General features: G+C 49.7%; 18 protein-coding genes and 1 pseudogene. 7 read left to right on the top strand and 12 right to left on the bottom strand.

Annotated elements, in window-relative coordinates:
• Nucleotides 1–202, top strand: a pseudogene (locus tag GMA8713_RS28125) (IS4 family transposase); the annotation flags it as partial.
• 6 nt (nucleotides 203–208) lie between these two features.
• Here the strand turns inward: GMA8713_RS28125 and GMA8713_RS27720 are convergent.
• The gene (locus GMA8713_RS27720; RefSeq protein ID WP_232314436.1) at nucleotides 209–346 is read right to left on the bottom strand and encodes a hypothetical protein; all 138 of its coding nucleotides are present in this window, start codon (nucleotides 344–346) and stop codon (nucleotides 209–211) included.
• A gap of 56 nt (nucleotides 347–402) precedes the next feature.
• Nucleotides 403–1,374 (bottom strand): octaprenyl diphosphate synthase, encoded by a 972-nt coding sequence (gene ispB, locus GMA8713_RS13325; protein WP_062710569.1) that lies wholly within the window; start codon nucleotides 1,372–1,374, stop codon nucleotides 403–405.
• 269 nt (nucleotides 1,375–1,643) lie between these two features.
• Between ispB and rplU the strand changes: the two genes are divergently transcribed.
• From rplU to folA, 4 genes are all read left to right on the top strand, one after another.
• Nucleotides 1,644–1,955: a 50S ribosomal protein L21 gene (gene rplU / locus GMA8713_RS13320; RefSeq protein WP_062710565.1), complete on the top strand. Its 312-nt coding sequence runs from the start codon at nucleotides 1,644–1,646 to the stop codon at nucleotides 1,953–1,955.
• A 17-nt stretch (nucleotides 1,956–1,972) separates the two neighbouring features.
• Nucleotides 1,973–2,230, top strand: coding sequence for a 50S ribosomal protein L27 (gene rpmA, locus GMA8713_RS13315; RefSeq protein ID WP_002536479.1), 258 nt, complete (start codon nucleotides 1,973–1,975; stop codon nucleotides 2,228–2,230).
• A gap of 383 nt (nucleotides 2,231–2,613) precedes the next feature.
• Complete coding sequence (gene cgtA / locus GMA8713_RS13310; RefSeq protein ID WP_062710562.1) at nucleotides 2,614–3,792, top strand: Obg family GTPase CgtA; 1,179 nt, start codon at nucleotides 2,614–2,616, stop codon at nucleotides 3,790–3,792.
• 120 nt (nucleotides 3,793–3,912) lie between these two features.
• Nucleotides 3,913–4,395 carry a type 3 dihydrofolate reductase gene (gene folA, locus GMA8713_RS13305; protein WP_062710560.1) on the top strand — a complete coding sequence of 161 codons (483 nt, stop codon included), beginning with the start codon at nucleotides 3,913–3,915 and terminating at the stop codon, nucleotides 4,393–4,395.
• Between the two features lie 4 nt (nucleotides 4,396–4,399).
• Here the strand turns inward: folA and GMA8713_RS13300 are convergent, their stop codons facing one another.
• Genes GMA8713_RS13300 through lptD form a run of 6 tightly spaced genes read right to left on the bottom strand, consistent with a single transcriptional unit; the run spans nucleotide 4,400 to nucleotide 11,096 of the window.
• The gene (locus tag GMA8713_RS13300; RefSeq protein ID WP_062710557.1) at nucleotides 4,400–5,233 is read right to left on the bottom strand and encodes a symmetrical bis(5'-nucleosyl)-tetraphosphatase; all 834 of its coding nucleotides are present in this window, start codon (nucleotides 5,231–5,233) and stop codon (nucleotides 4,400–4,402) included.
• Nucleotides 5,234–5,241: 8 nt separating this feature from the next.
• Entirely contained in the window at nucleotides 5,242–5,616 is a 375-nt protein-coding gene (gene apaG / locus GMA8713_RS13295; RefSeq protein WP_062710554.1) for a Co2+/Mg2+ efflux facilitator ApaG/CorD, read from the bottom strand.
• A gap of 19 nt (nucleotides 5,617–5,635) precedes the next feature.
• Nucleotides 5,636–6,445 (bottom strand): 16S rRNA (adenine(1518)-N(6)/adenine(1519)-N(6))-dimethyltransferase RsmA, encoded by an 810-nt coding sequence (rsmA, locus tag GMA8713_RS13290; RefSeq protein WP_062710549.1) that lies wholly within the window; start codon nucleotides 6,443–6,445, stop codon nucleotides 5,636–5,638.
• Entirely contained in the window at nucleotides 6,442–7,437 is a 996-nt protein-coding gene (gene pdxA, locus GMA8713_RS13285) for a 4-hydroxythreonine-4-phosphate dehydrogenase PdxA (protein ID WP_062710547.1), read from the bottom strand. The genes rsmA and pdxA overlap by 4 nt, the downstream gene beginning before the upstream one ends.
• A complete protein-coding gene (gene surA, locus GMA8713_RS13280; protein WP_062710544.1) occupies nucleotides 7,424–8,722 on the bottom strand; it encodes a peptidylprolyl isomerase SurA in 1,299 nt (432 codons plus the stop codon). The genes pdxA and surA overlap by 14 nt, the downstream gene beginning before the upstream one ends.
• Nucleotides 8,723–8,744: 22 nt before the next feature.
• Entirely contained in the window at nucleotides 8,745–11,096 is a 2,352-nt protein-coding gene (lptD, locus tag GMA8713_RS13275) for an LPS assembly protein LptD (RefSeq protein ID WP_062710542.1), read from the bottom strand.
• 161 nt (nucleotides 11,097–11,257) lie between these two features.
• Between lptD and djlA the strand changes: the two genes are divergently transcribed.
• The gene (gene djlA, locus GMA8713_RS13270; RefSeq protein WP_062710539.1) at nucleotides 11,258–12,085 is read left to right on the top strand and encodes a co-chaperone DjlA; all 828 of its coding nucleotides are present in this window, start codon (nucleotides 11,258–11,260) and stop codon (nucleotides 12,083–12,085) included.
• 4 nt (nucleotides 12,086–12,089) lie between these two features.
• Here djlA and GMA8713_RS13265 read toward each other — a convergent pair whose 3' ends face one another.
• The 3 genes from GMA8713_RS13265 to rapA form a co-directional block, all read right to left on the bottom strand.
• Nucleotides 12,090–13,043, bottom strand: coding sequence for a D-2-hydroxyacid dehydrogenase (locus tag GMA8713_RS13265; protein WP_062710536.1), 954 nt, complete (start codon nucleotides 13,041–13,043; stop codon nucleotides 12,090–12,092).
• 42 nt (nucleotides 13,044–13,085) lie between these two features.
• On the bottom strand, nucleotides 13,086–13,808 hold the full coding sequence (gene rluA / locus GMA8713_RS13260) for a bifunctional tRNA pseudouridine(32) synthase/23S rRNA pseudouridine(746) synthase RluA (protein WP_062710533.1): 723 nt from the start codon (nucleotides 13,806–13,808) through the stop codon (nucleotides 13,086–13,088).
• Nucleotides 13,809–13,935: 127 nt separating this feature from the next.
• Nucleotides 13,936–16,854 carry an RNA polymerase-associated protein RapA gene (gene rapA / locus GMA8713_RS13255; RefSeq protein WP_062710532.1) on the bottom strand — a complete coding sequence of 973 codons (2,919 nt, stop codon included), beginning with the start codon at nucleotides 16,852–16,854 and terminating at the stop codon, nucleotides 13,936–13,938.
• 358 nt (nucleotides 16,855–17,212) lie between these two features.
• Between rapA and GMA8713_RS13250 the strand changes: the two genes are divergently transcribed.
• Nucleotides 17,213–18,586 (top strand): PhoH family protein, encoded by a 1,374-nt coding sequence (locus GMA8713_RS13250; protein ID WP_002536452.1) that lies wholly within the window; start codon nucleotides 17,213–17,215, stop codon nucleotides 18,584–18,586.
• 59 nt (nucleotides 18,587–18,645) lie between these two features.
• Here the strand turns inward: GMA8713_RS13250 and GMA8713_RS13245 are convergent, their stop codons facing one another.
• On the bottom strand, nucleotides 18,646–20,085 hold the full coding sequence (locus tag GMA8713_RS13245) for a transporter substrate-binding domain-containing diguanylate cyclase (protein ID WP_062710529.1): 1,440 nt from the start codon (nucleotides 20,083–20,085) through the stop codon (nucleotides 18,646–18,648).
• Nucleotides 20,086–20,100: the final 15 nt, after the last annotated feature.

Genomic DNA, 20,100 nt, shown 5'->3' with positions numbered 1-20,100 from the left:
TTTTATGATGGCATTGAGAGATATTCAGGATGAGCTGATGTGGTGTGCGATAGCAGCCCCCGGCTCAATCCCGAGAAAGCTAAGAGCCATGCGGGAGAGAGTGAAACGCTACATACTCCCCAAAAAAAGAAAACGGCCCAAAGCGAGGACCGTTCGTATTAATAAAACTCGCTACCCTGTTCGCTCTAAGCATCTTAAGTGATAGGTGTTAGCCTTCAGGGCCGGCTTTAAAATCTTCGTATGAGGTGAATGAAGTCGCGGGAATACGATTGCCTCCGGCACAGCCGAAAAGCATGGCACTGCCTAACACAATGGCAGCGGCTTTCATGGGAAAGGGCTTCAACATTTATTCCTTAAAATCGCATCAAAAAGAAAACGCACCCTGGGGTGCGTTAAACAAGATTACTTTTTACGGTGCACAGCAATGTGTGCCAGCGCCTTGAGCGCCTCTTTATATTCTGACTCTGGAATAGGCGCGAGGGCTTCTATGGCCTTCTCCGCTTCTTCCTCCGCGCGTTGCCGAGTGTATTCCAGAGAGCCGCATTGCTCCATGCAGGCAAGGATAGGATCGAGTTTGTCCAGACTATTACCTTGTTCGATCGCTTCACGAATCATGGCTGCCTGCTCGGTGTTACCGTTGAGCATGGCGTGTAGCAATGGCAGGGTAGGTTTACCTTCAGCTAAGTCGTCACCGGTATTTTTGCCCATCTCATCGCCTTGTGAGGTGTAATCCATCACATCATCAATAAGCTGGAAAGCGGTGCCAAGGTAGCGGCCATAATCTTGCAACGCCTTTTCTACATTTTCAGATGAGTCTGAAAGGATTGCGCCTATTTGGGTGGCTGCTTCAAAAAGGCGTGCGGTTTTTGAGTAGATCACCTGCATGTAACTTTCTTCAGTGGTATCCGGGTCATTACAGTTCATCAACTGCAAAACCTCACCTTCCGCGATCACATTGGTAGCTTCACTCATCAGATCGAGGATCCTCAACGATCGAAGTTCGGTCATCATTTGGAAAGAGCGCGTGTAGATGTAGTCGCCAACCAGCACGCTGGCTGCGTTGCCAAACATGGCATTGGCTGTCGCTTTGCCACGACGGAGGTCAGACTCATCGACAACATCATCGTGCAGCAGGGTGGCGGTATGGATAAATTCGATAAAGGCAGCGGCGGTGATGTGTCCTTCACCTTGATAATTCAGCGCACGGGCTGATAAAACAGCAAGCATTGGGCGCAGGCGTTTGCCTCCACCACTGACGATATAAAAGCCTAATTGGTTAATTAGGGCGACGTCAGAATTCAGTTGCGCAAGTATTTTTTTGTCCACTTTTGCCATGTCATCGGCAGTCAGTGCTTGGATGGTTTTAAAATCCATTGATGCGTCCGGTCCAAGGGTAGATTGCAGTTTGCTGCTCTCGTTTTTGCGATGATATTACACTAAAATTCCTTACTCGACACAGTATCAATGTTGGCAAAATAGACGGTTAAATACAGTGAACAGCTTTTCACCAATTTTCTTTCACTTCCCCCTTGCCAGAGGGCGAATCTTACCGTAGAATTCGCGCCCTATTGATGAATTAAATGCGCACCCCTCACTGCACAATTTTTAAACGCAGAAGGCTGTGCGGAAATGCGGAGAAAACCATGTACGCAGTTTTCCAAAGTGGTGGTAAACAACACCGTGTAAGCGAAGGCCAAAATATTCGCTTGGAAAAGCTAGACATTGAAACTGGCTCAACTGTTGAGTTTGATTCTGTTCTGCTGGTAGCTAACGGCGAAGAAATCACCGTTGGTGCACCATTCGTAGCAGGCGGTAAAGTAACTGCTGAAGTAGTTACTCACGGTCGTGGCGACAAAGTGAAAATCGTTAAGTTCCGTCGTCGTAAGCATTCTCGTAAGCAAATGGGCCACCGTCAGTGGTTCACTGAAGTCAAAATTACTGGCATCAGCGCTTAATCTAGGAGAAGAGATAAATGGCACATAAAAAAGCTGGCGGTTCTACTCGTAACGGCCGTGATTCAGAAAGCAAACGTCTTGGTGTTAAGCGCTTCGGCGGTGAATCTGTTCTGGCAGGTAACATCATCGTTCGTCAACGTGGTACTAAATTCCACGCGGGCACTAACGTAGGTTGCGGTAAAGACCACACTCTGTTCGCTCTGTCTGACGGCAAAGTGAAGTTCGAGGTTAAAGGTCCTAAGAACCGTAAATTCGTTAGCATCGAAGCTGAATAATAGCTCTCGATACTGATTTTGAAGCCCTGCCTTACGGCGGGGCTTTTTGTTGCATAGCTAAGTGACTTTGGGTGAAGTTATTTAGCTATACAACAGCAATCTAAGCTCAGGCGGCTCAGCAGCGAATTTACGCATGCCGCGTATCATTCGTGGCTTGAAAGGAATCGCGTCACGCAGATGTCACAGATGTCACGAATGCATCCGTAGGCATACATAGCGTGGCAATACTGAACGCAACCCGGTTTTTGATCCTAAGATCTTCTTAAAGGATAAGGATCATCGGCCAGAAGTGCTCCAACAGGGTGCTGCTCGATCGCCAATGTTAACCCAAGAACACGTAATACCTTCCTCAAGGTAGGTGGTGCAGGGTATGGAGAAGAAAAATGAAATTTGTAGATGAAGCGGTAATCCGCGTTGAAGCCGGCGATGGCGGTAACGGTACAGTCAGTTTCCGTCGTGAGAAATATGTGCCTAAAGGTGGTCCTGATGGCGGTGATGGCGGTGATGGCGGTGACGTTTACCTGCTGGCAGATGAAAACCTGAATACCCTTATTGACTACCGCTTTGAGCGTTTCCACGCTGCTGGCCGTGGTGAAAATGGCCGTGGTGGTAACTGTACCGGTAAGCGTGGTGACGATCTGATATTGAATGTCCCTGTGGGTACCCGTGCCGTTGACGAAGACACCGGCGAAGTGATTGCTGATCTGACTCATCATGGTATGAAAATCATGGTGGCAAAGGGCGGCTGGCATGGCTTGGGTAACACCCGCTTCAAATCTTCTGTAAACCGCGCACCTCGTCAAAAGTCGATGGGCACCAAGGGTGAATTGCGTCATCTGCGTCTTGAGCTGCTTCTGCTGGCTGACGTCGGTATGCTGGGTCTGCCTAATGCAGGTAAATCAACCTTCATCCGCGCGGTATCAGCGGCTAAGCCAAAAGTGGCGGACTATCCGTTTACCACGCTGGTGCCAAGTCTGGGCGTAGTGCGTGTTGCTGACAATAAGAGCTTTGTTGTTGCCGACATCCCGGGTCTGATTGAAGGTGCTGCAGAAGGTGCTGGCCTCGGTATTCGATTCCTGAAACACTTAGAGCGCTGTCGTGTGCTGCTGCATATGATTGATCTGATGCCTGTTGATGGTTCAGATCCTGTCGATAATGCATTCACTATCATTGAAGAGCTTCAACGCTACAGCGAGAAGCTGGCTCATAAGCCTCGTTGGGTCCTGTTTAACAAGATCGACCTGATGAGTGAAGAAGATGCGGAAGCGGAAATCGAGCGTATTCTTGATGCATTAGGTTGGGATGAACCTTACTACGCGATTTCTGCCATCAACAAAGGCAACACTCAACAGCTGACTTACGATCTGATGGAATTCATCGAATCGCTGCCAACGGCAATTGAGCCAGAAGAAGCAGCTGAAGAAGCTAAAGTTGAATTCAAGTGGGATGACTACCACGAGCAGGAAATCAAGAAGCAGTCTAAGTCCGATGATGACGACGACGATGACTGGGATGATTGGAACGAAGACGATTACGACGTAGAGATCATCTACCGTCCATAATCCGGAATACATAAAAAGCCGCCTAGATAAAGGCGGTTTTTTTTCGCCTTAATAAGTTCCGTAGTGAAAACCTGTGGTGTAGCATGTCGCAGCTGTTTGAAAATAAAGGATCAAGAGCAGATGAAGATCAGTATGATTGCCGCAATGGCGAAGGAACGTGTGATAGGAAAAGACAACGCCATGCCTTGGCATCTGCCTGCCGATTTTATCTGGTTTAAACAAAACACGTTAGGCAAGCCAGTCATCATGGGCCGGAAAACGTATGAGTCGATTGGCCGCCCGCTGCCGGGTCGACGTAATATAGTAATCAGCCGAGACGAAAACTGGTCAGCAGAAGGCGTTGAGAGCACTACCAGCATTGACGCAGCGATTGCGTTAGCAGGCGATGTTGAAGAAGCGGTGATCATTGGTGGTGGTACTATTTACGAGGCGAGCATGTCCATGGCGGATAAGCTTTGTCTGACCTTTATTGATGCTGAGATAGACGGTGATACCTGCTTCCCTGATTGGGGGGAGGGATGGTCAGAAACACACCGCGAATCCTATCAGGCTGATGAAAAGAACCGCTACAACATGGAGTTTGTGGTGTTAGAGCGGGCGTAAGCGGTCAGGCATGAACCGGGCAGGGGCGCGAAAACCTTTGCCCATCTTCCCATCTCACCATGGTGAGTGAGCCACCCCACACACAGCCAGTATCCAGTCCTAACAGATTGTCAGTTAATACGCCGCCCAGCGCTGCCCAATGGCCAAAAACCAGCGTTTCGTCAATCGTGCGACGATTTGGCATCTGAAACCAAGGCATGAGACGTCCATCTTTCACTTTCTCTGGAGGGAGTTTGCAGGCCATATCCAAGCTTCCATCTGGCTCACAAAAACGCATGCGTGTCAGGGCATTGATGGCATAGCGATACTTTTCAATGCCTTTTAAGTTTGGTGACCAAAGTGCAGGCTTATTGGCATACATGTTTTCAAGTAGCCAGACATAGCGATCACTTTTCAGGACGCTTTCCACTTCCCGTGCATTTGTTTTAGCCGTTTCAATATCCCAGACAGGAGGGATACCAGCATGGGTCATTACAAAGCCTGGGCTGTCTGCATTGGCTTGATCAACATGGATCAGCAAGGGTTGCTGGCGAAGCCAATTGAGTAACTCTTCACGATCGTCAGCTTCCAGTATCGAGAGAGTTTTGTCTTTACCTTTCGGTTTCATGATCCCCTTTGATACCGCTAAAAGATGGAGATCATGATTCCCAAGAACCGTATGACCATGCTTTTCAAGGGATTTTACAAACCTCAGTACTGCAAGGGAATCGGGGCCACGGGCGACTAGATCTCCAGCTATGTAAAGGTGATCGTTGGAAGGATCGAAGCTAGCTTCTTTCAACAGCGCGTTGAGATCGTCAAAACAGCCTTGAATGTCACCGACAAGGTAAGTAGCCACAAAAATTCCTAGTGGAGAATATTGGGAAGTGCGAGACGGAATGGCGAGACTTCGATGTCGAACTCTTTTTCGTCTAAATCGATCATGGTGTAAAATCCTTGCATGACACCCACAGGCGTTTCCAGCACAGTGCCACTGGTGTAGGTATACTGGTCGCCCGCTTCGATTAGGGGCTGTTCACCCACAACACCTTCACCCTCGATCACCAATTTTTTTCCATTGGCATCGGTGACCAGCCATTTACGGCGAAGGAGTTGTGCGTGACGATTACCATTGTTTTCAATGGTAATCGTGTAGGAAAACACATAACGCTTTTTATCCGGCTCGGATTGCTCTTCCACATAGTGAGTCAAAACGCGAACCGTAAAATTGTTGATTATCATCCCTGAAGTGTTCCCTGAATTATTGTTGATGGTTAACATCCATCCAATTTGCCAGTGCAACAAACTGTGCCAGCGTGAGGCTCTCTGGGCGAGCCGAAGGGTCGATACCCAGTGATTCCATTGTCTCTGCATCAATCAGTGATTTGAAACAGTTACGCACGGTTTTACGGCGTTGGTTAAAGCCTTCACGGCAAACACGTTCCAGCCATTTCAGGCTAGTGGTTGGGTGTGGCAGCTCTTTGTGCGGAATAAGGCGTACAACAGCTGAATCCACTTTTGGCGCTGGCTTAAACGCCGTTGGTGGTACTTCCAGCACTGGCACTACCTTACAGTAGTATTGTGCCATTACAGTCAAACGGCCATAGGCTTTACTGTTTGGACCCGCAGCCAGACGGTTAACCACTTCTTTTTGCAACATAAAGTGCATGTCTTTCACTTTACCTGCAAAGCTGAATAGGTGGAACATTAATGGCGTGGAAACGTTGTACGGCAGGTTACCGAAAATACGCAAAGGATTCTCTTCAGAGGACAGTTGCGTAAAGTCGAACTTCATCGCATCGCCTTCATAGATGGTCAGTTTATCTGCCAAATCTGGGTGGTGGCGAAGACGTTCTGCCAGATCACGGTCAAGCTCAACCACACTCAGTTTGTCGACTTCGCGTGCAACAGGCTCGGTCAGAGCACCGAGACCTGGGCCGATTTCAACCAGATTTTCGCCTGGCTGAGGGTTAATGGCAGAAACAATACCGTCAATGATGTACGGATCGTTAAGGAAGTTCTGGCCAAAACGCTTACGGGCGCGGTGGCCTAGATGGACTTTATCGCTCATGCTTTCTTATCTACTAACTCGAGGGCGTGGGATAGCGCTGTCCGCAGGCTTCCAGTATCCGCCGTTCCGGTACCTGCTAAATCCAATGCGGTACCATGATCCACTGAAGTTCGGATGAAAGGCAAGCCAAGCGTAATGTTGACTGACTTTCCAAATCCTTTGAATTTTAACACAGGCAGCCCCTGATCGTGATACATCGCCAATACGGCATCAGCATCTTTCAGGTACTTATCCTGAAATAGGGTGTCCGCAGGCAGAGGACCAATCAGATTCATACCTTGCTTGCGAAGTTTCTCAAGCGCAGGTTCTATGATGTCGATTTCTTCGCGGCCCAGGCAGCCATCTTCTCCGGCATGTGGATTCAAGCCGCAGACATAAATCTTAGGTTCAGTAATACCGAACTTGGATTTGAGGTCGTCGTTCAAAATTTCGATCACCTGAAATAGGCGCTCTTCGGTGATGGCTTTAGATACGTAGGCCAATGGGATATGAGTGGTCACCAAGGCCACGCGAAGACCTTCCGTTGCCAACATCATGACGACTTGCTGAACGTTAGCATGATGCTGGAAAAATTCAGTATGGCCGCTGAATGAAACGCCAGCACGGTTAATCACCCCCTTATGGACTGGGCCAGTGACGACCGCAGCAAACTCTCCCTGCATATTACCTTCGGCAGCGCGGGTGAGGGTGTTCAACACATAGTGGCCATTCGCTTCATTGAGCTCGCCTGCGACAACGTCAGCCTCAAGAGGCTCATTACAAACCACGAGAACTCCCGGTTGATGGACTTTGGGAGTGGCTGACGGGTCGTAATCTTCAAAGCTGACATCGATACCAAGCTGCTTGGCGCGCTCTGCCAGCATTGCTTTATTGGCACAAATAACCAACTCGTGTGGCCAACTATCATGTGCCAGCGCTAAGACCAAATCGGGACCGATTCCCGCCGGCTCTCCAGGGGTGATCGCAATGCGTTTTGGGTTAGCTGTCTTCATCAAGGTTGCCTACTTGTTCTACGTAAGCACCAGCGCGAAGCTCTTGCAGCCAAGCCTGTGCTTCTTCATTAAACTTACGGTTCAGTAACATTCGGTAAGCACGGTTTTGCATTGCAGCATCGGTGCGGTCAGCCTGGCGGCGATCCAACACTTCGACAATGTGCCAGCCGTGAACCGTTTTAAATGGTTCGCTGATTTGATCTTCTGGAAGTGTGTCGACTTTGTCCTTGAATTCAGGAACATAAAGCTCAGATGTCTGCCAGCCAAGGTCGCCGCCCTTCACCGCAGAGCCAGGGTCTGCACTGTATTGTTTGGCTAAATCATCAAAGGTTTTCTCGCCTTTGTTGATTTGCGCAATCATTTGGTTGAGCTGACGTTTTGCACCATCATCGCTTAAAACGATGGAAGGCTTAATCAGGATATGACGGGCTTTCACTTCGGTGACGGCGACAGACTGAAGGCCTTTAACGTCAGTTATTTTCAGAATGTGGTAACCCACACCACTGCGGAATGGACCAATGACAGCCCCTTTACCGTTGCTTTTGATTTGGTCTGCGAAGATGGTTGGCATTTCTTCAAGGCGCATCCATCCCCAGTCGCCACCATCAAGTGCTTTCGGGCCTTTGGAGTTTGCAAGAGCTAACGCCTTGAAGTTCGCGCCAGCCTCCAGTTCAGAAACCAGTTGGGTGGCTTTGGCTGCGACAGCATCACGTTCGTCTTTCTCTGCATCTTCATCTAATCGAAGCTGGATATGGCTCAGGCGGTATTCTACGTTCTCAAGGTTTTTCGCGTTGAGTTGGGATGCCAGTGACTCTACTTCCTGAGGAAGGATGTTAATGCGGCGACGAACCTGAGCATTACGTGCTTCGCTGATGGTCATCTCGCGGCGGATTTGGTCGCGATAAGACGACCAAGTAATGCCGTTTCCTTTCAGTTCTTCACGCAGTTGATTGACTGATACATTTTTATCTTTGGCGATAGAGTCAATAGCTTGCTCAAGACGGGTATCATCGATACGAATACCCAATCGTTTTGCCTCTTGGAGTTGCAGCTCTTCGATGATGAGCTGATCCAGAATTTGCTGCTCAAGCACGTCTTCTGGCGGCAGGTTTGCTGTATCTGCGTTCAAAGCCACTGTCTTTTTTAGAGATTCGACATCACTTGAAAGGATCACACCTTCGTTCACGACAGTGATAACGCGATCTAATTCTGCCGGGGAAGCCGACACCGTTAAAGAACTGGCTGAGATTGCCGTGGCCAGTATAGCTTTCGTCCATTTATTCATTTGCGTTTCCAAAATCTCAAAATTAGTTCTTAAGGCCAAACGGATTGCGGTAACCCAAGGCGTTGCCGCTGGCGGAGCTGTAGCCAAAGCCGGCGTTCGCTCCGAGACCAAGTAGACTGAATGACAGGCTGATGTTGTTGTCGTATCGCGCAATATCATTGATATTGCTGCGTGCCAACAGATATTCGTTGTAACTCAAGCCAATTACCCAACAATCAGAGCGGTACGTAATACCCAGTTGGTTTTCCAACATGAGATCCTGAGTCAAGTCGTGGAAATACTGTCCACGCACACTTACGCCGTCCGCGATAGTAAAGCCCGTGACCAGACCTACCTGCGAAATACCATCTTCAGTGATTTGGTCCAGATTACTGAACCCTACAGAGTTGGCGATGTAATCTTTGGCAACATATCGGTAGCTGGTCTGTGCAAAGAATCCTCCGTCTCGATACTCGACGGTGGCATTACCAAACTGCACATTGCTCAGATTACTGTCGTATTCGAGAGAGCCTCGAACGAAGAAGTAATCATTGAGATTCAACTCACTCTCTATTGCCCAAGCCGAATAGTTGATGGACGTATCTTCCTGAGTACCAAAGCGGTCGAGGTAGTATATTTGACCAAATGCCACATTAAATCGTTCTTTGAAACCATCGTCAAAGAAGCGGGTCGCTGCGCCAACCGTAAACTGGTTGGCCGGGTTGATGTAATCGACGCTGCTGTATTGGTTGGCTCGGAACAGGCCATAGTAATCCGTTTGCAAGCGCGCAGTGTCATAACCACCGCCTGAATAGTTGACCGGGTTGTAAATGCCGGATTGGTCAACTTCTTTGATATACAGATATTGAACCTGTGGCTCCAGAGTTTGCGTATATGGGGTATCGAAGAATGCACCATTGCGCTCCAGCGTCACGACGGCGTGAAGTCGTGCCATCGGAACCACCCTTGAGACAGTCTCCTCAAGTGTTTCGCCATTAACACCTGTTACACCATCAATGTTTGATTGGTCATAGTAGGTATAAAACACCTTACCCTCAGCGGTAGCACTGAGCCAAGGGAGGTTATAAGGCAGAACAATAGTCGGCTCGATGTTAAAGCGCAGTGCATCAGGTTTGCTTTTACTATCAGTAGCAAACTTACTGATTTGCGCAGGCATATAGAAATCGATGCCATAGGCGGTATCTGGGCGGTAGTAGTTCATCGCCAGTTGAGGGAGCAGATGGTATACCGACGTATTTGGGCTCAATGGTTGGAAGTTTCGGATGCTGAGTGTCGAGTCCCAATTCAGGTCGCGATAGGAGACTTCACCGGTTTGCAGTAAGGTGTTGTCTTCACGACTACCCACGCGTGAATCGGTGTGTCGTGTGAAGTAACTGAAATCACTGACTTTGCTGTAATCAATATCATACAGCCAATGGTTTTGAATCCCAGTATGCGTCCAGTTAAAGCCCCAGCTCTTATCAAACTCCGGGTAGAGCTTATCTTCCCCCATATACTCAAGCACCACGCTGCCTGAGCCCATCTCCGTGAGGTAGCGGGGTTCCATGGTCATAAACAAGCCACGGTTAGACATATACCTAGGGGTAATTCGCATGTCGGCTTGTGGATGAATATTCCAGTAGAACGGTGTCTCCAGCTCAAAACCGTCGGTATCGTTCCAACTGATGGATGGATAAAGAAAACCTGTCAGTCTGCCGTCTTCAACGGGGACGCGAAGGTAAGGAAGATAGAAAATCGGGGTATCTAACACTTCAAAGCGGGCATGGTAGAGGTCGGCGAAAATATCACCGTCTTCCTTTTCCAGCTTACCGGCACTGAAACGCCAGCTTTTGTCATCATCAGGGCAGGTGGTGTAAGTGCCATCTTCCAGCTCGTAGAAGGTGGTGCCGTTTTTAAATACGCGCTTCGCTTCGCCGCGGCCCGGGGTGCACATCATTTTGTACTGGGCGTCGTTCAGTGTGGTGTCTTCGTTATCCAGATTGGTTTGCAAAGACTGACCGGAAATAGCGATTTCCCCGTCGTGGAAATAAACATTCCCTTCTGCCGTGACGATATTTTCCGGCTGGCGTAGCGTCGCTGTGTCGGCTTTAACTGTGCGATTACCCTGAGTCACCACGACGTCACCGCGGTAGATGGCTTTTTCGTTAGCTTTAGCTTCTGCGCTGTCAGCCTCAATTCTCACCGGTAAATTGTTGATATCGTCTGTACTGCCTGTATTGGGGCGACAGCGGTATTCCGGTGCAAGGCATTTTTCAGTGGGGATCACCAGCGGTTCAGTGCTGCCCTGAGTAACTTGGCTCTCTTCCGCCATGGCCTGTCCATAAAGGGCAAGGCAAATCATCGTGGATAAAAAACTTCTGGCAGTCAGTGACATTAAAACTCAATCCTGTTGTTGGCATACAGCACTGGTATACTCTTGCGCTGCGTCCCGGCAATTTTTTGCTGAAAAATGGGGGTTATGATAATGCAAATCATCTCTCACGGCACCTGCTTGCTGGCGGAATCGAGATAAATTAGTCAAATAGAGAATAATGCATGGCGATTTGGGGAAAAGTGCTGGGGGCATTTTTTGGCTTCCTGCTCGGTGGTCCTTTCGGATTATTGTTAGGTCTGTTTTTGGGGCATAAGTTCGATAAGGCGAGACAAAACATTTCCTTGGGTGGTGGCTTTCAAGGGCAAAACCAGCAAGCGCGTCAGCAGGCTTATTTTCATGCCACTTTTGCAGTGATGGGACATGTTGCCAAAGCCAAAGGGCAGGTGACACAAAATGAAATCCGTCTTGCGACCAACCTTATGGATCGAATGGGACTGCATGGTGAAGCCAGAAGGCAGGCGCAAGATGCATTCCGTGAAGGTAAAGACGCCACGTTCCCGCTTGAAGACACATTAGCGTCGGTTCGTCGCAACTGTGGTGGCCGGTTTGACCTGCTCCAGTTCTTCCTCGAGGTGCAAATTCAGGCCGCGTATGCCGATGGTTCCATGCACCCGAGCGAGCTTCAGATGCTTTACATCATTGCCAGCACCCTAGGCTTTTCCCGCCCGCAACTTGAACAGCGCTTGGCGATGCAGGAAGCGGCTTACCAGTTTTACCAGCAACAGGGCGGTCAGCATCAAGGCCAGCAACAATGGCAACAAGGCTTTGGCGGGCCCAATATCGCCGATGCTTATAAGATTTTGGGTGTTGATGAAGATGCCAACGCACAGGCTGTTAAACGTGGTCACAGAAAGTTAATGAATGAGCATCATCCTGACAAGCTAGCTGCAAAAGGCTTACCGCCCGAGATGATGGAAATGGCGAAACAGAAAGCGCAGGAAATTCAGGCTGCATACGATTTGATTAAGAAAGAAAAGGGCTTCAAATAAGCCCTTACACGAGATTGTTTGGATGACCTTTGATAAAGGCATTCAGGTTGTCGGTGAGTTGATTTGCCAATGTCTGAAGGCTGGAATCACTGCCCCAGGCAACATGAGGGGTAAGGATTAGGTTGGGCAAACCTGAATGAGCCAGTAACGGATTGCTGTTTGTAGCGGGCTCTTCGGTAAACACATCCACCCCAGCACCGGCAATCTCGCCTTTTTTCAGCGCCTCAACCAGCGCTGTTTCATCCACTAAGCCGCCACGACCAGTATTGATCAAAATCGAAGTAGGTTTCATTTTGGCGAATTCCTTTTCGCCAATCAGGTTTCGGGTGGCATCACTCAGTGGGCAATGCAAGGTTAGGATATCTGCCTGCATCAGGGCCTCCTCAAAAGAGACATACCCTTCGCGTGCGGAAGTGACGTCTTTGCGCTCTACGCGAATGACGTTCATGCCGACGGCTTTAGCGAGTATCGCTACTGCCTGTCCTAAACTGCCTGAACCTATGACTCCAAGCGTTGCGCCAGTAATATCACCGATAGGATGAGTGAAGAAGCAAAATTGGTTCTTCTCTTTCCAAACACCCAGCTCAATGTCCCTGTGGTAGGCATTGAGGTTTCTTCTCAGAGCAAAAGCGAGCGCGATGACATGTTCTGGCACGGAGCGGGTGGCATAACCACGGATATTACACACGGGGAGATTGTTAGCTTTACACCAGTCTGTATCGACGTTGTTATAGCCTGTCGCGGCAATGGCAATCAGCTTTAGCGAAGGGAGTTGCGCCAACAGTTCAGCATTGAGGATGACTTTGTTAGTAATGGCGATGGTGGCATCTTTGAGTCTGTTCAGTACATCATCCGAAGAAGTTTCTTCGAAGCTTTCCCACTGATGAGGAAAAGAAGGTGAGGGAATACAGATATGGGAAGGGATGGTGGCACTATCCAGAAAGACAATCTTTTCCATGGCGGAGTTCCTTTTTCCGCCAGTGTAAAACTGAACTGTTGATTACTTCAACAGTTCAGGGTCGGCTTTGATGCCTCGTCGTACCAGCGTGTCACCCGCCGCACTGCTGTAAAAATTACAAGGCGCAGACAAATGCATAGGTTCCCCCGAACCTGGATGCAGAAAACAGAGCTCTCCGGCATGAAGTTGCAGGCGTGGTGAGTACTTTAGTGCCTGCGGATGGGCATAAAACTCGTCACCGACAATCGGGTGTTCTAGCGCAAGCATATGCACGCGAAGCTGATGGGAGCGGCCTGTGATTGGCAGAAGGCGCACCAGCGAGGTTTTCTTCTCCCGCTTAATCACTTCGTAGTCTGTTACTGACGGCTTGCCGTTTTCGAAACACACCATTTGCTTGGGACGATTTGGCCAGTCACAAATAAGCGGAAGGTCGATGCGACCCTCGTCCTGCTCAACACTTCCCCACACGCGTGCGTAATAGAGCTTGTGGGTCACACGCTCACGAAACTGGGCTTTCAGGTGGCGTTCTGCCTCTTTATGTTTGGCAAACACAATCAGGCCAGAGGTCGACATATCGAGTCGGTGAACCAGTTCGGCGTCAGGATATTCCGCCTTGATACGTGACCATGCACTGTCGTAATGCGCAGGGTCACGTCCCGGGTTGGTCAGAAGACCACTCGGTTTGTTGATGGCAATGATGTCGTCATCCTGATAGATAACATTCAGCCAAGGCTCCGTTGGCGGGTTGTAAATAAAGTCGCTCATGGCTTTACTCGAAAAGGAACTGCTCGAAGTTTAGACGGGCGGCAGTTTAGCATGCTGCTGAGGAAAGAGAAGTCCGGTAAAAGAAAGGCACCGCCTAAGCAGTGCCTTGTCTAAACCAAAGATCAGATTACTGATGGCTGACCACGATCACACGCAGTGCATCCAGGTTTACCTGTGCCTGATTGATGTAGCTGCGAAGCTCACCCATTTGGGTTTCAATCGCTTCCAGCTCATCATCACGGATGTTCGGGTTCACGGCTTTCAGTGCCTGAAGGCGATCCAGTTCAGAGCGAAGCTTGGCTGTCATCTCGGCTTCTGCGGCTTCTTTGACCGCGGCCAGTTGTTTGTCAGCCAGTGGGTCGCCCAATTCGATCAGGCCATGAATTTGGGTTTGAACAGAAGAAACCAGCTTACTTGCCAGATGACGGTTTACTGGGCTCAGTTGACGGTGGAAGCCTTCGAACTCAACCTGTGCTGCCAGATCGTTGCCTTTTGCATCCAGAAGTACACGGATTGGGGTTGCTGGCAAGAACTGGTGAATGCCTGAGCTCTTTGGTGCCTGTGCATCTGCGACGTATAGCAATTCAAGGAACAGAGTGCCGACTGGTAGCGCCTTGTTTTTCAGAAGGGAAACCGCGGTGGTGCCCACATCTTCAGAAAGCAGCAGATCAATACCGCCCTGGATCATTGGGTGTTCCCAACTGATAAAGTGCAGATCTTCACGTGACAGCGCAGTGTCACGGTCAAAGGTGATGGTGCAGCCTTCGCTTGGCAGGCCAGGGTAGCTCGATACCAACATGTGCTCTGAAGGCGTCACGACAATGGCATTCTCGCCTTTGTCGTCCTGATTCAGACCAACTGTGTCAAACAGGCCTAACGCGAAGGTCACCAGATTGGTGTCACCGTCATGGGAGGCGATGGTTTCTGCCAGTGCTTTGGCACTGTCTCCACCATTGGAATGCATTTCCAGCAGACGGTCGCGGCCTTTTTCAAGTTCTGCTTTCAGCCTATGGTGCATCTCGGCACTGGTTTCAACCAGCATATCCAGCGATTCATCCAGGCTACCTTTCGCCAGCAGTTGCAGTAAATCCTCCTGAACGTGTTCAAAGACAGCGCGGCCCGTCGGACAGGTTTCTTCAAAGGCGTTCAGGCCTTCGTTGTACCAGCGCGCCAGCAGTGCTTGCGATGTGCCTTCCATGAATGGGACGTGGATTTCGATGTCACGCTTCTGGCCGATACGGTCCAGACGGCCAATACGCTGTTCCAACAAGTCTGGGTTCATTGGTAAATCGAACATCACCAGTTGGTTAGCAAACTGGAAGTTACGGCCTTCTGAGCCGATTTCAGAACAGATCAGCACCTGTGCGCCGGCTTCATCCTGTGCGAAGTAAGCGGCGGCTTTATCGCGCTCCAGAATCGACATACCTTCGTGGAAAACAGTACCGCGGATACCTTCACGTTCGCGAAGAGCTTGCTCCAGCGACAATGCAGTTTGTGCGCGCGAACAGATCACCAGCACTTTCTCCTGACGGTTGGATTTCAACAAATCCAACAGCCAGTCAATACGTGGATCGAAGCCCCACCAAGAGGCGTTTTCACCTTCAAATTGCTGGTAAATATCTTCAGGGTACAGCCATTGAACCGCTTTTTGCTCGATAGACTGGTTGCTACCGCCCATCATGGCGGCAACACGCATCGAGGTCTGGTACTGGCTTGGCAGTGCAAGCGGGTACAGGTTTAAGTGGCGTTGCGGGAAGCCCTGAATGGCAGCACGAGTGTTACGGAACAACACACGGCCCGTACCATGGCGGTCCATCAGGTTATCAATCAGCTCGTTACGAGCGTCACGGCGTTGGTCGTCGTCGACATCGGCTGCTTCGATAATACGCAGTAGCGGTTCAACATCCTGCTCGGAAAGCAGTTCGGTAATGCTGTTTTTCGCTTCATTGCTGAGCTTGTCTTCAGACAGAAGCTGGCTAACAGCGTCAGCGACCGGAGCATATTGGGTTTCTTCTTCCACAAATGCCTGATAGTCATAGAAACGGTCTGGGTCTAGAAGACGCAGACGGGCAAAGTGACTTTCGTGACCCAGCTGCTCTGGGGTTGCTGTCAGCAGCAGCACGCCTGGGGTGTTTTCTGCGATGCCTTCAATCACCTGATATTCGCGACTGGCTTTCTCTTCACTCCACTCAAGGTGGTGCGCTTCGTCGACGACCAGTAAATCCCATTCGCCTTCGGCGGCTTGCTCAGCACGCTTACGGCTTTTACGCAGGAAGTCGAGTGAACACAGTACCAACTGTGCGGTATCAAACGGGTTATCCGCATCAGCAAACGCTTCGATGCAGCGCTCTTCGTCGAAAATGGAAAAATGCAGATTGAAGCGACGAAGCATCTCAACGAGCCACTGGTGTTGCAGAGTTTCCGGCACCACAACCAAGACGCGGGACGCGCGGCCTGACAGCACTTGCTGGTGGATGATCATGCCTGCTTCGATGGTTTTACCCAGACCTACCTCGTCAGCCAACAATACGCGTGGTGCGTGGCGGCGGCCTACTTCATGGGCGATGAAAAGCTGATGAGGGATCAAACCCGCACGCATACCACACAGGCCGCGCATAGGGCTCTTGTGCTGTTCGTATTGGTTCTTCAGGGCGCGATAACGCAGTGCAAAACGGTCCATACGATCGATTTGACCGGCAAACAGCTTGTCCTGCGGACGGTTAAAACGGATTTGATGGCTCAGGAAAATCTCGCGGAGCAGAGTGGTTTCTTCGCCAGTATCGGTGCGTGTTCCCACATAGGTCAGCACGCCGCCTTCTTCTTCAACACGTTCAACGGTCAGGAACCAGCCTTCATGACTTTCAATGGTATCGCCTACGTTAAACATCACGCGCGTAATGGGGGCGTCGTTATTTGCGTAGAGTCGATTTTCTTCACTGGCTGGGAACATCAAGGTTATGGTGCGCGCATCAAGCGCAACAACGGTACCCAGACCCAGGTCACTTTCGGTATCGCTGATCCAACGTTGTCCGAGGGCGTAAGACATAGGGGATAAACCTCTGGTTAAAGCTGACACAAATTGGAGATGACGTGCCTCATGCGAACTACAGTGTAGGCCATGATGCGCACGGAGAAAAAGGTTGCCAATGGTACTCGAACTTGTGAGCAGGGTCACGGCGAATGTTGGAAATTTGGCGGTCGTAACAAACAAGTAACAAATTCGTGAAAATGTGGGGTAGTCGACGGGTAAACACTGAAATATGTCTTACGATTAAGATTATGCAGACACAGACTTTTTTAGCGTAGTGGCTGTATTTACCCGATTACCGTGGCACGCGGTTTGCTTGCGGGATCAGGGGAAACTCGTGGGGCTCCCACAAGCCTATGCAACCAAGGAGGTGCCTATGGGCGATGCCGATCGGAAATTCTTTGTGCTGGATACCAACATCCTGCTTCATGAACCTTTCGCCATCTATTCCTTTCAAGAACATGACGTGATCATTCCCATGACCGTCCTCGAAGAACTCGACCGGATCAAAGATAGCAAGCGGGACGTTTCCCGTGACGCACGTGTCGCGATTCGAGCTCTCGAAGATATTTTTAAAGACGCGACCCCAGACCAGATTGCCGAAGGCATTATTGTCGGTAAAGAAGGCAGCACCGGGACCGTCTCCATTTTTGCAGACTACGAAATTAAGGAAACCGTTCAGGCGTTTGCCGACAAAGCGGGAGACAACCGTATCCTCAATGCGGTGCTGCACCTGCAGGCTAAACGCTCGCCACGAACGGTGGTACTGGTGACCAAAGACATTAACATGCGCCTGCGAGCGAAAGGGGCTGGCGTGCTGTTTGTTGAAGATTATCGTACCGATCAATTGATTGATGATGTCAGCTTGCTGACCAAAGGCTTTCAGGTCTTTGAAGGCGGCTTCTGGGACAAAGTCGGTCAAGTGGAAACGGAAAACAGCGGCCGCACCACCTTACACACTTTGCCGCGTGAACTCGCCGATACCACCTTCGTGAACCAGTACCTGCTGGATGAAGGTGACGATTTTGCCGGACGTGTGGTGGGGTTAACCGAAACGGAAATGACCGTTAAGGACATCAGCCGTGAACGTTTGATGCACCGCGAAGCCTGGGGAGTGCGCCCAAAAAATATCTATCAGGGAATGGCAATGGATGCATTGCTCGACCCGAATGTGGATCTGGTGATCCTGACTGGCCCTGCGGGTTGTGGTAAAACCATCCTGGCCATGGCAGCTGCTCTTGAGCAGGTGGTCGAAAAGGGCATGTATGACAAGATCATCGTGACCCGAAACACGCCGGAAATTGCTGAGTCTATCGGTTTCCTTCCTGGCACCGAAGAAGAGAAAATGCTGCCCTGGTTAGGTGCAGTGACCGATACGTTGGAAGCGCTGCACAAAAACGACGAGTGTGCAGATGGTTCGATGCGTTACATCATGGATAAGGCCAATATCCAGTTTAAATCCATCAACTTTATGCGTGGCCGCTCTATCCAGAATGCCTTTGTGATCCTGGATGAGTGTCAAAACCTTACTGCATCACAGTTGAAGACAATCATCACCCGTTGCGGTGAAGGCACGAAAATCGTTTGCTCGGGTAACTTGGCGCAAATTGACAGTCCATATCTAACCCCTGTGACATCGGGGTTGACGTACATTGTAGAAAGATTTAAGAACTTTGAAGGCAGTGCCTGTGTTTACCTCAATGGTGTGGTGCGCAGCCGTCTCGCAGAGTTTGCTGAAGAAAACCTCTAACCGGAACCGAATTGAAAAAGGCTGCCATTTGGCAGCCTTTGTTTTTATACCTCGTGACACTATGCCCAGCGATGCTCAGCAAGCAAATCGTCGTCATTGTCGCCAGCCGTAAAGTTACTTTGTGACTTTTTATTGGCGCGCATACGGGTTGAGGCGATACGAACCAACTTCTCGCCACTTTCACCATCATAGGGATAGCCTGCGATGCCTGAGCTGAACTTGACCGGCACGACTTGTTGGTCGATGTAGAGAAGGCTGAGCTGTAGGGTCTTTTGGAGCTGCTGTAACTTACGTTGTGCCTGGCTGGTATCACTTAAATCAAATAAAACTGCAAACTCACCGCCACCAAGGCGTGCGCACAGCGTTTGACTAGGCAACTGTAATCTAAGTTGTGTAGCAAGGTGTTTGATAGCTATGTCGCCCACATCCTGCCCGTAGCTCTCGTTGACTTCCTTAAGGTGATCAATATCCAGTACCGCTACCACATAAGGCGACGGTGAGAAGCGCTTATCACTCAATGCCGCGAAAAACTGATGACGTGTTTTAGTGCCCGTAAGCGGGTCGTTTTGGGTCGCTGTCTCGAGTTTTTGTTTTGAATCTTTTAGTGCTTTGACCGCATTCTTTAGCTCTGTAGTGCGATATTTCAGCAAACGATGGTAGAGAAACAATCCGACTGTCAGCAATACCAATGAGGAAATAAAAATCAGATATTGAGCCGTTTTATTCAACCATGGCAATGACAGGTGTAGCTTATTTTGAGGTAGCCATTTCTCATAGATGGCATTGATATCTTCCTGAGATATTCGGGTTAGTCCCCTTTCCACATCCGCAATAATAGCTTTGGACTCTTTGTTAACCGCAAAGTGCATGGGGAAGGAGTAGAGCTTTTGCCGCGACGTGAATTGACCACTGTTGCCAGTGTGACGCATGTCATAAAGCGCCGTGCTTAAATCATCAATAAATACATCGACTTCTCCCCGGTAGGCTGCATCATTTAGAGAGCCGAAGGTAGGGAAAAGGCGAATGTTTTTCTCAGGAATACGCGACGTTAAAAAAGCGTGTTTAGTGCTGTCTTTCACCGTTCCCACAATTGCCGAGTCTAGTGCGTGGATGTGGTCAAAAGGCAGATCTTTTTGAACGAACAGACTAACGTTGTAATGATTAAGTGGCAGTTCCCGGGAGAAGGCGAGTGACTTGGCACGATCACCAGTATACCCAAGCCCGCCATGTATTACGTTTGGAGTATTACGGGCAAAAGCGAGAGATTCACTCCATGGTTTGAGCTCAAACGAGAAATCAACATTGTTGGCGACACCATAAAGCCGCCAAAAGTCGACCATGACGCCATCGGGCTCACCAAAGCGGTTGATAAAAGAAAAAGGTTGCCACGTTGAGGAGCCCGTAATGACTAGCTTCTTGGTTTCTGCAAAGGAGAAGGATGAAAACAAAAAGAGTACTGACGTCAGCGCAAGAGCAAAGAGCCGGCGAATACTGGGCATAAATAAACTCGGGTA

This window comes from Grimontia marina, from assembly GCF_900060185.1.
Taxonomy (GTDB): domain Bacteria; phylum Pseudomonadota; class Gammaproteobacteria; order Enterobacterales; family Vibrionaceae; genus Enterovibrio; species Enterovibrio marinus.
This window is presented reverse-complemented; position numbering and strand designations above follow the sequence as displayed.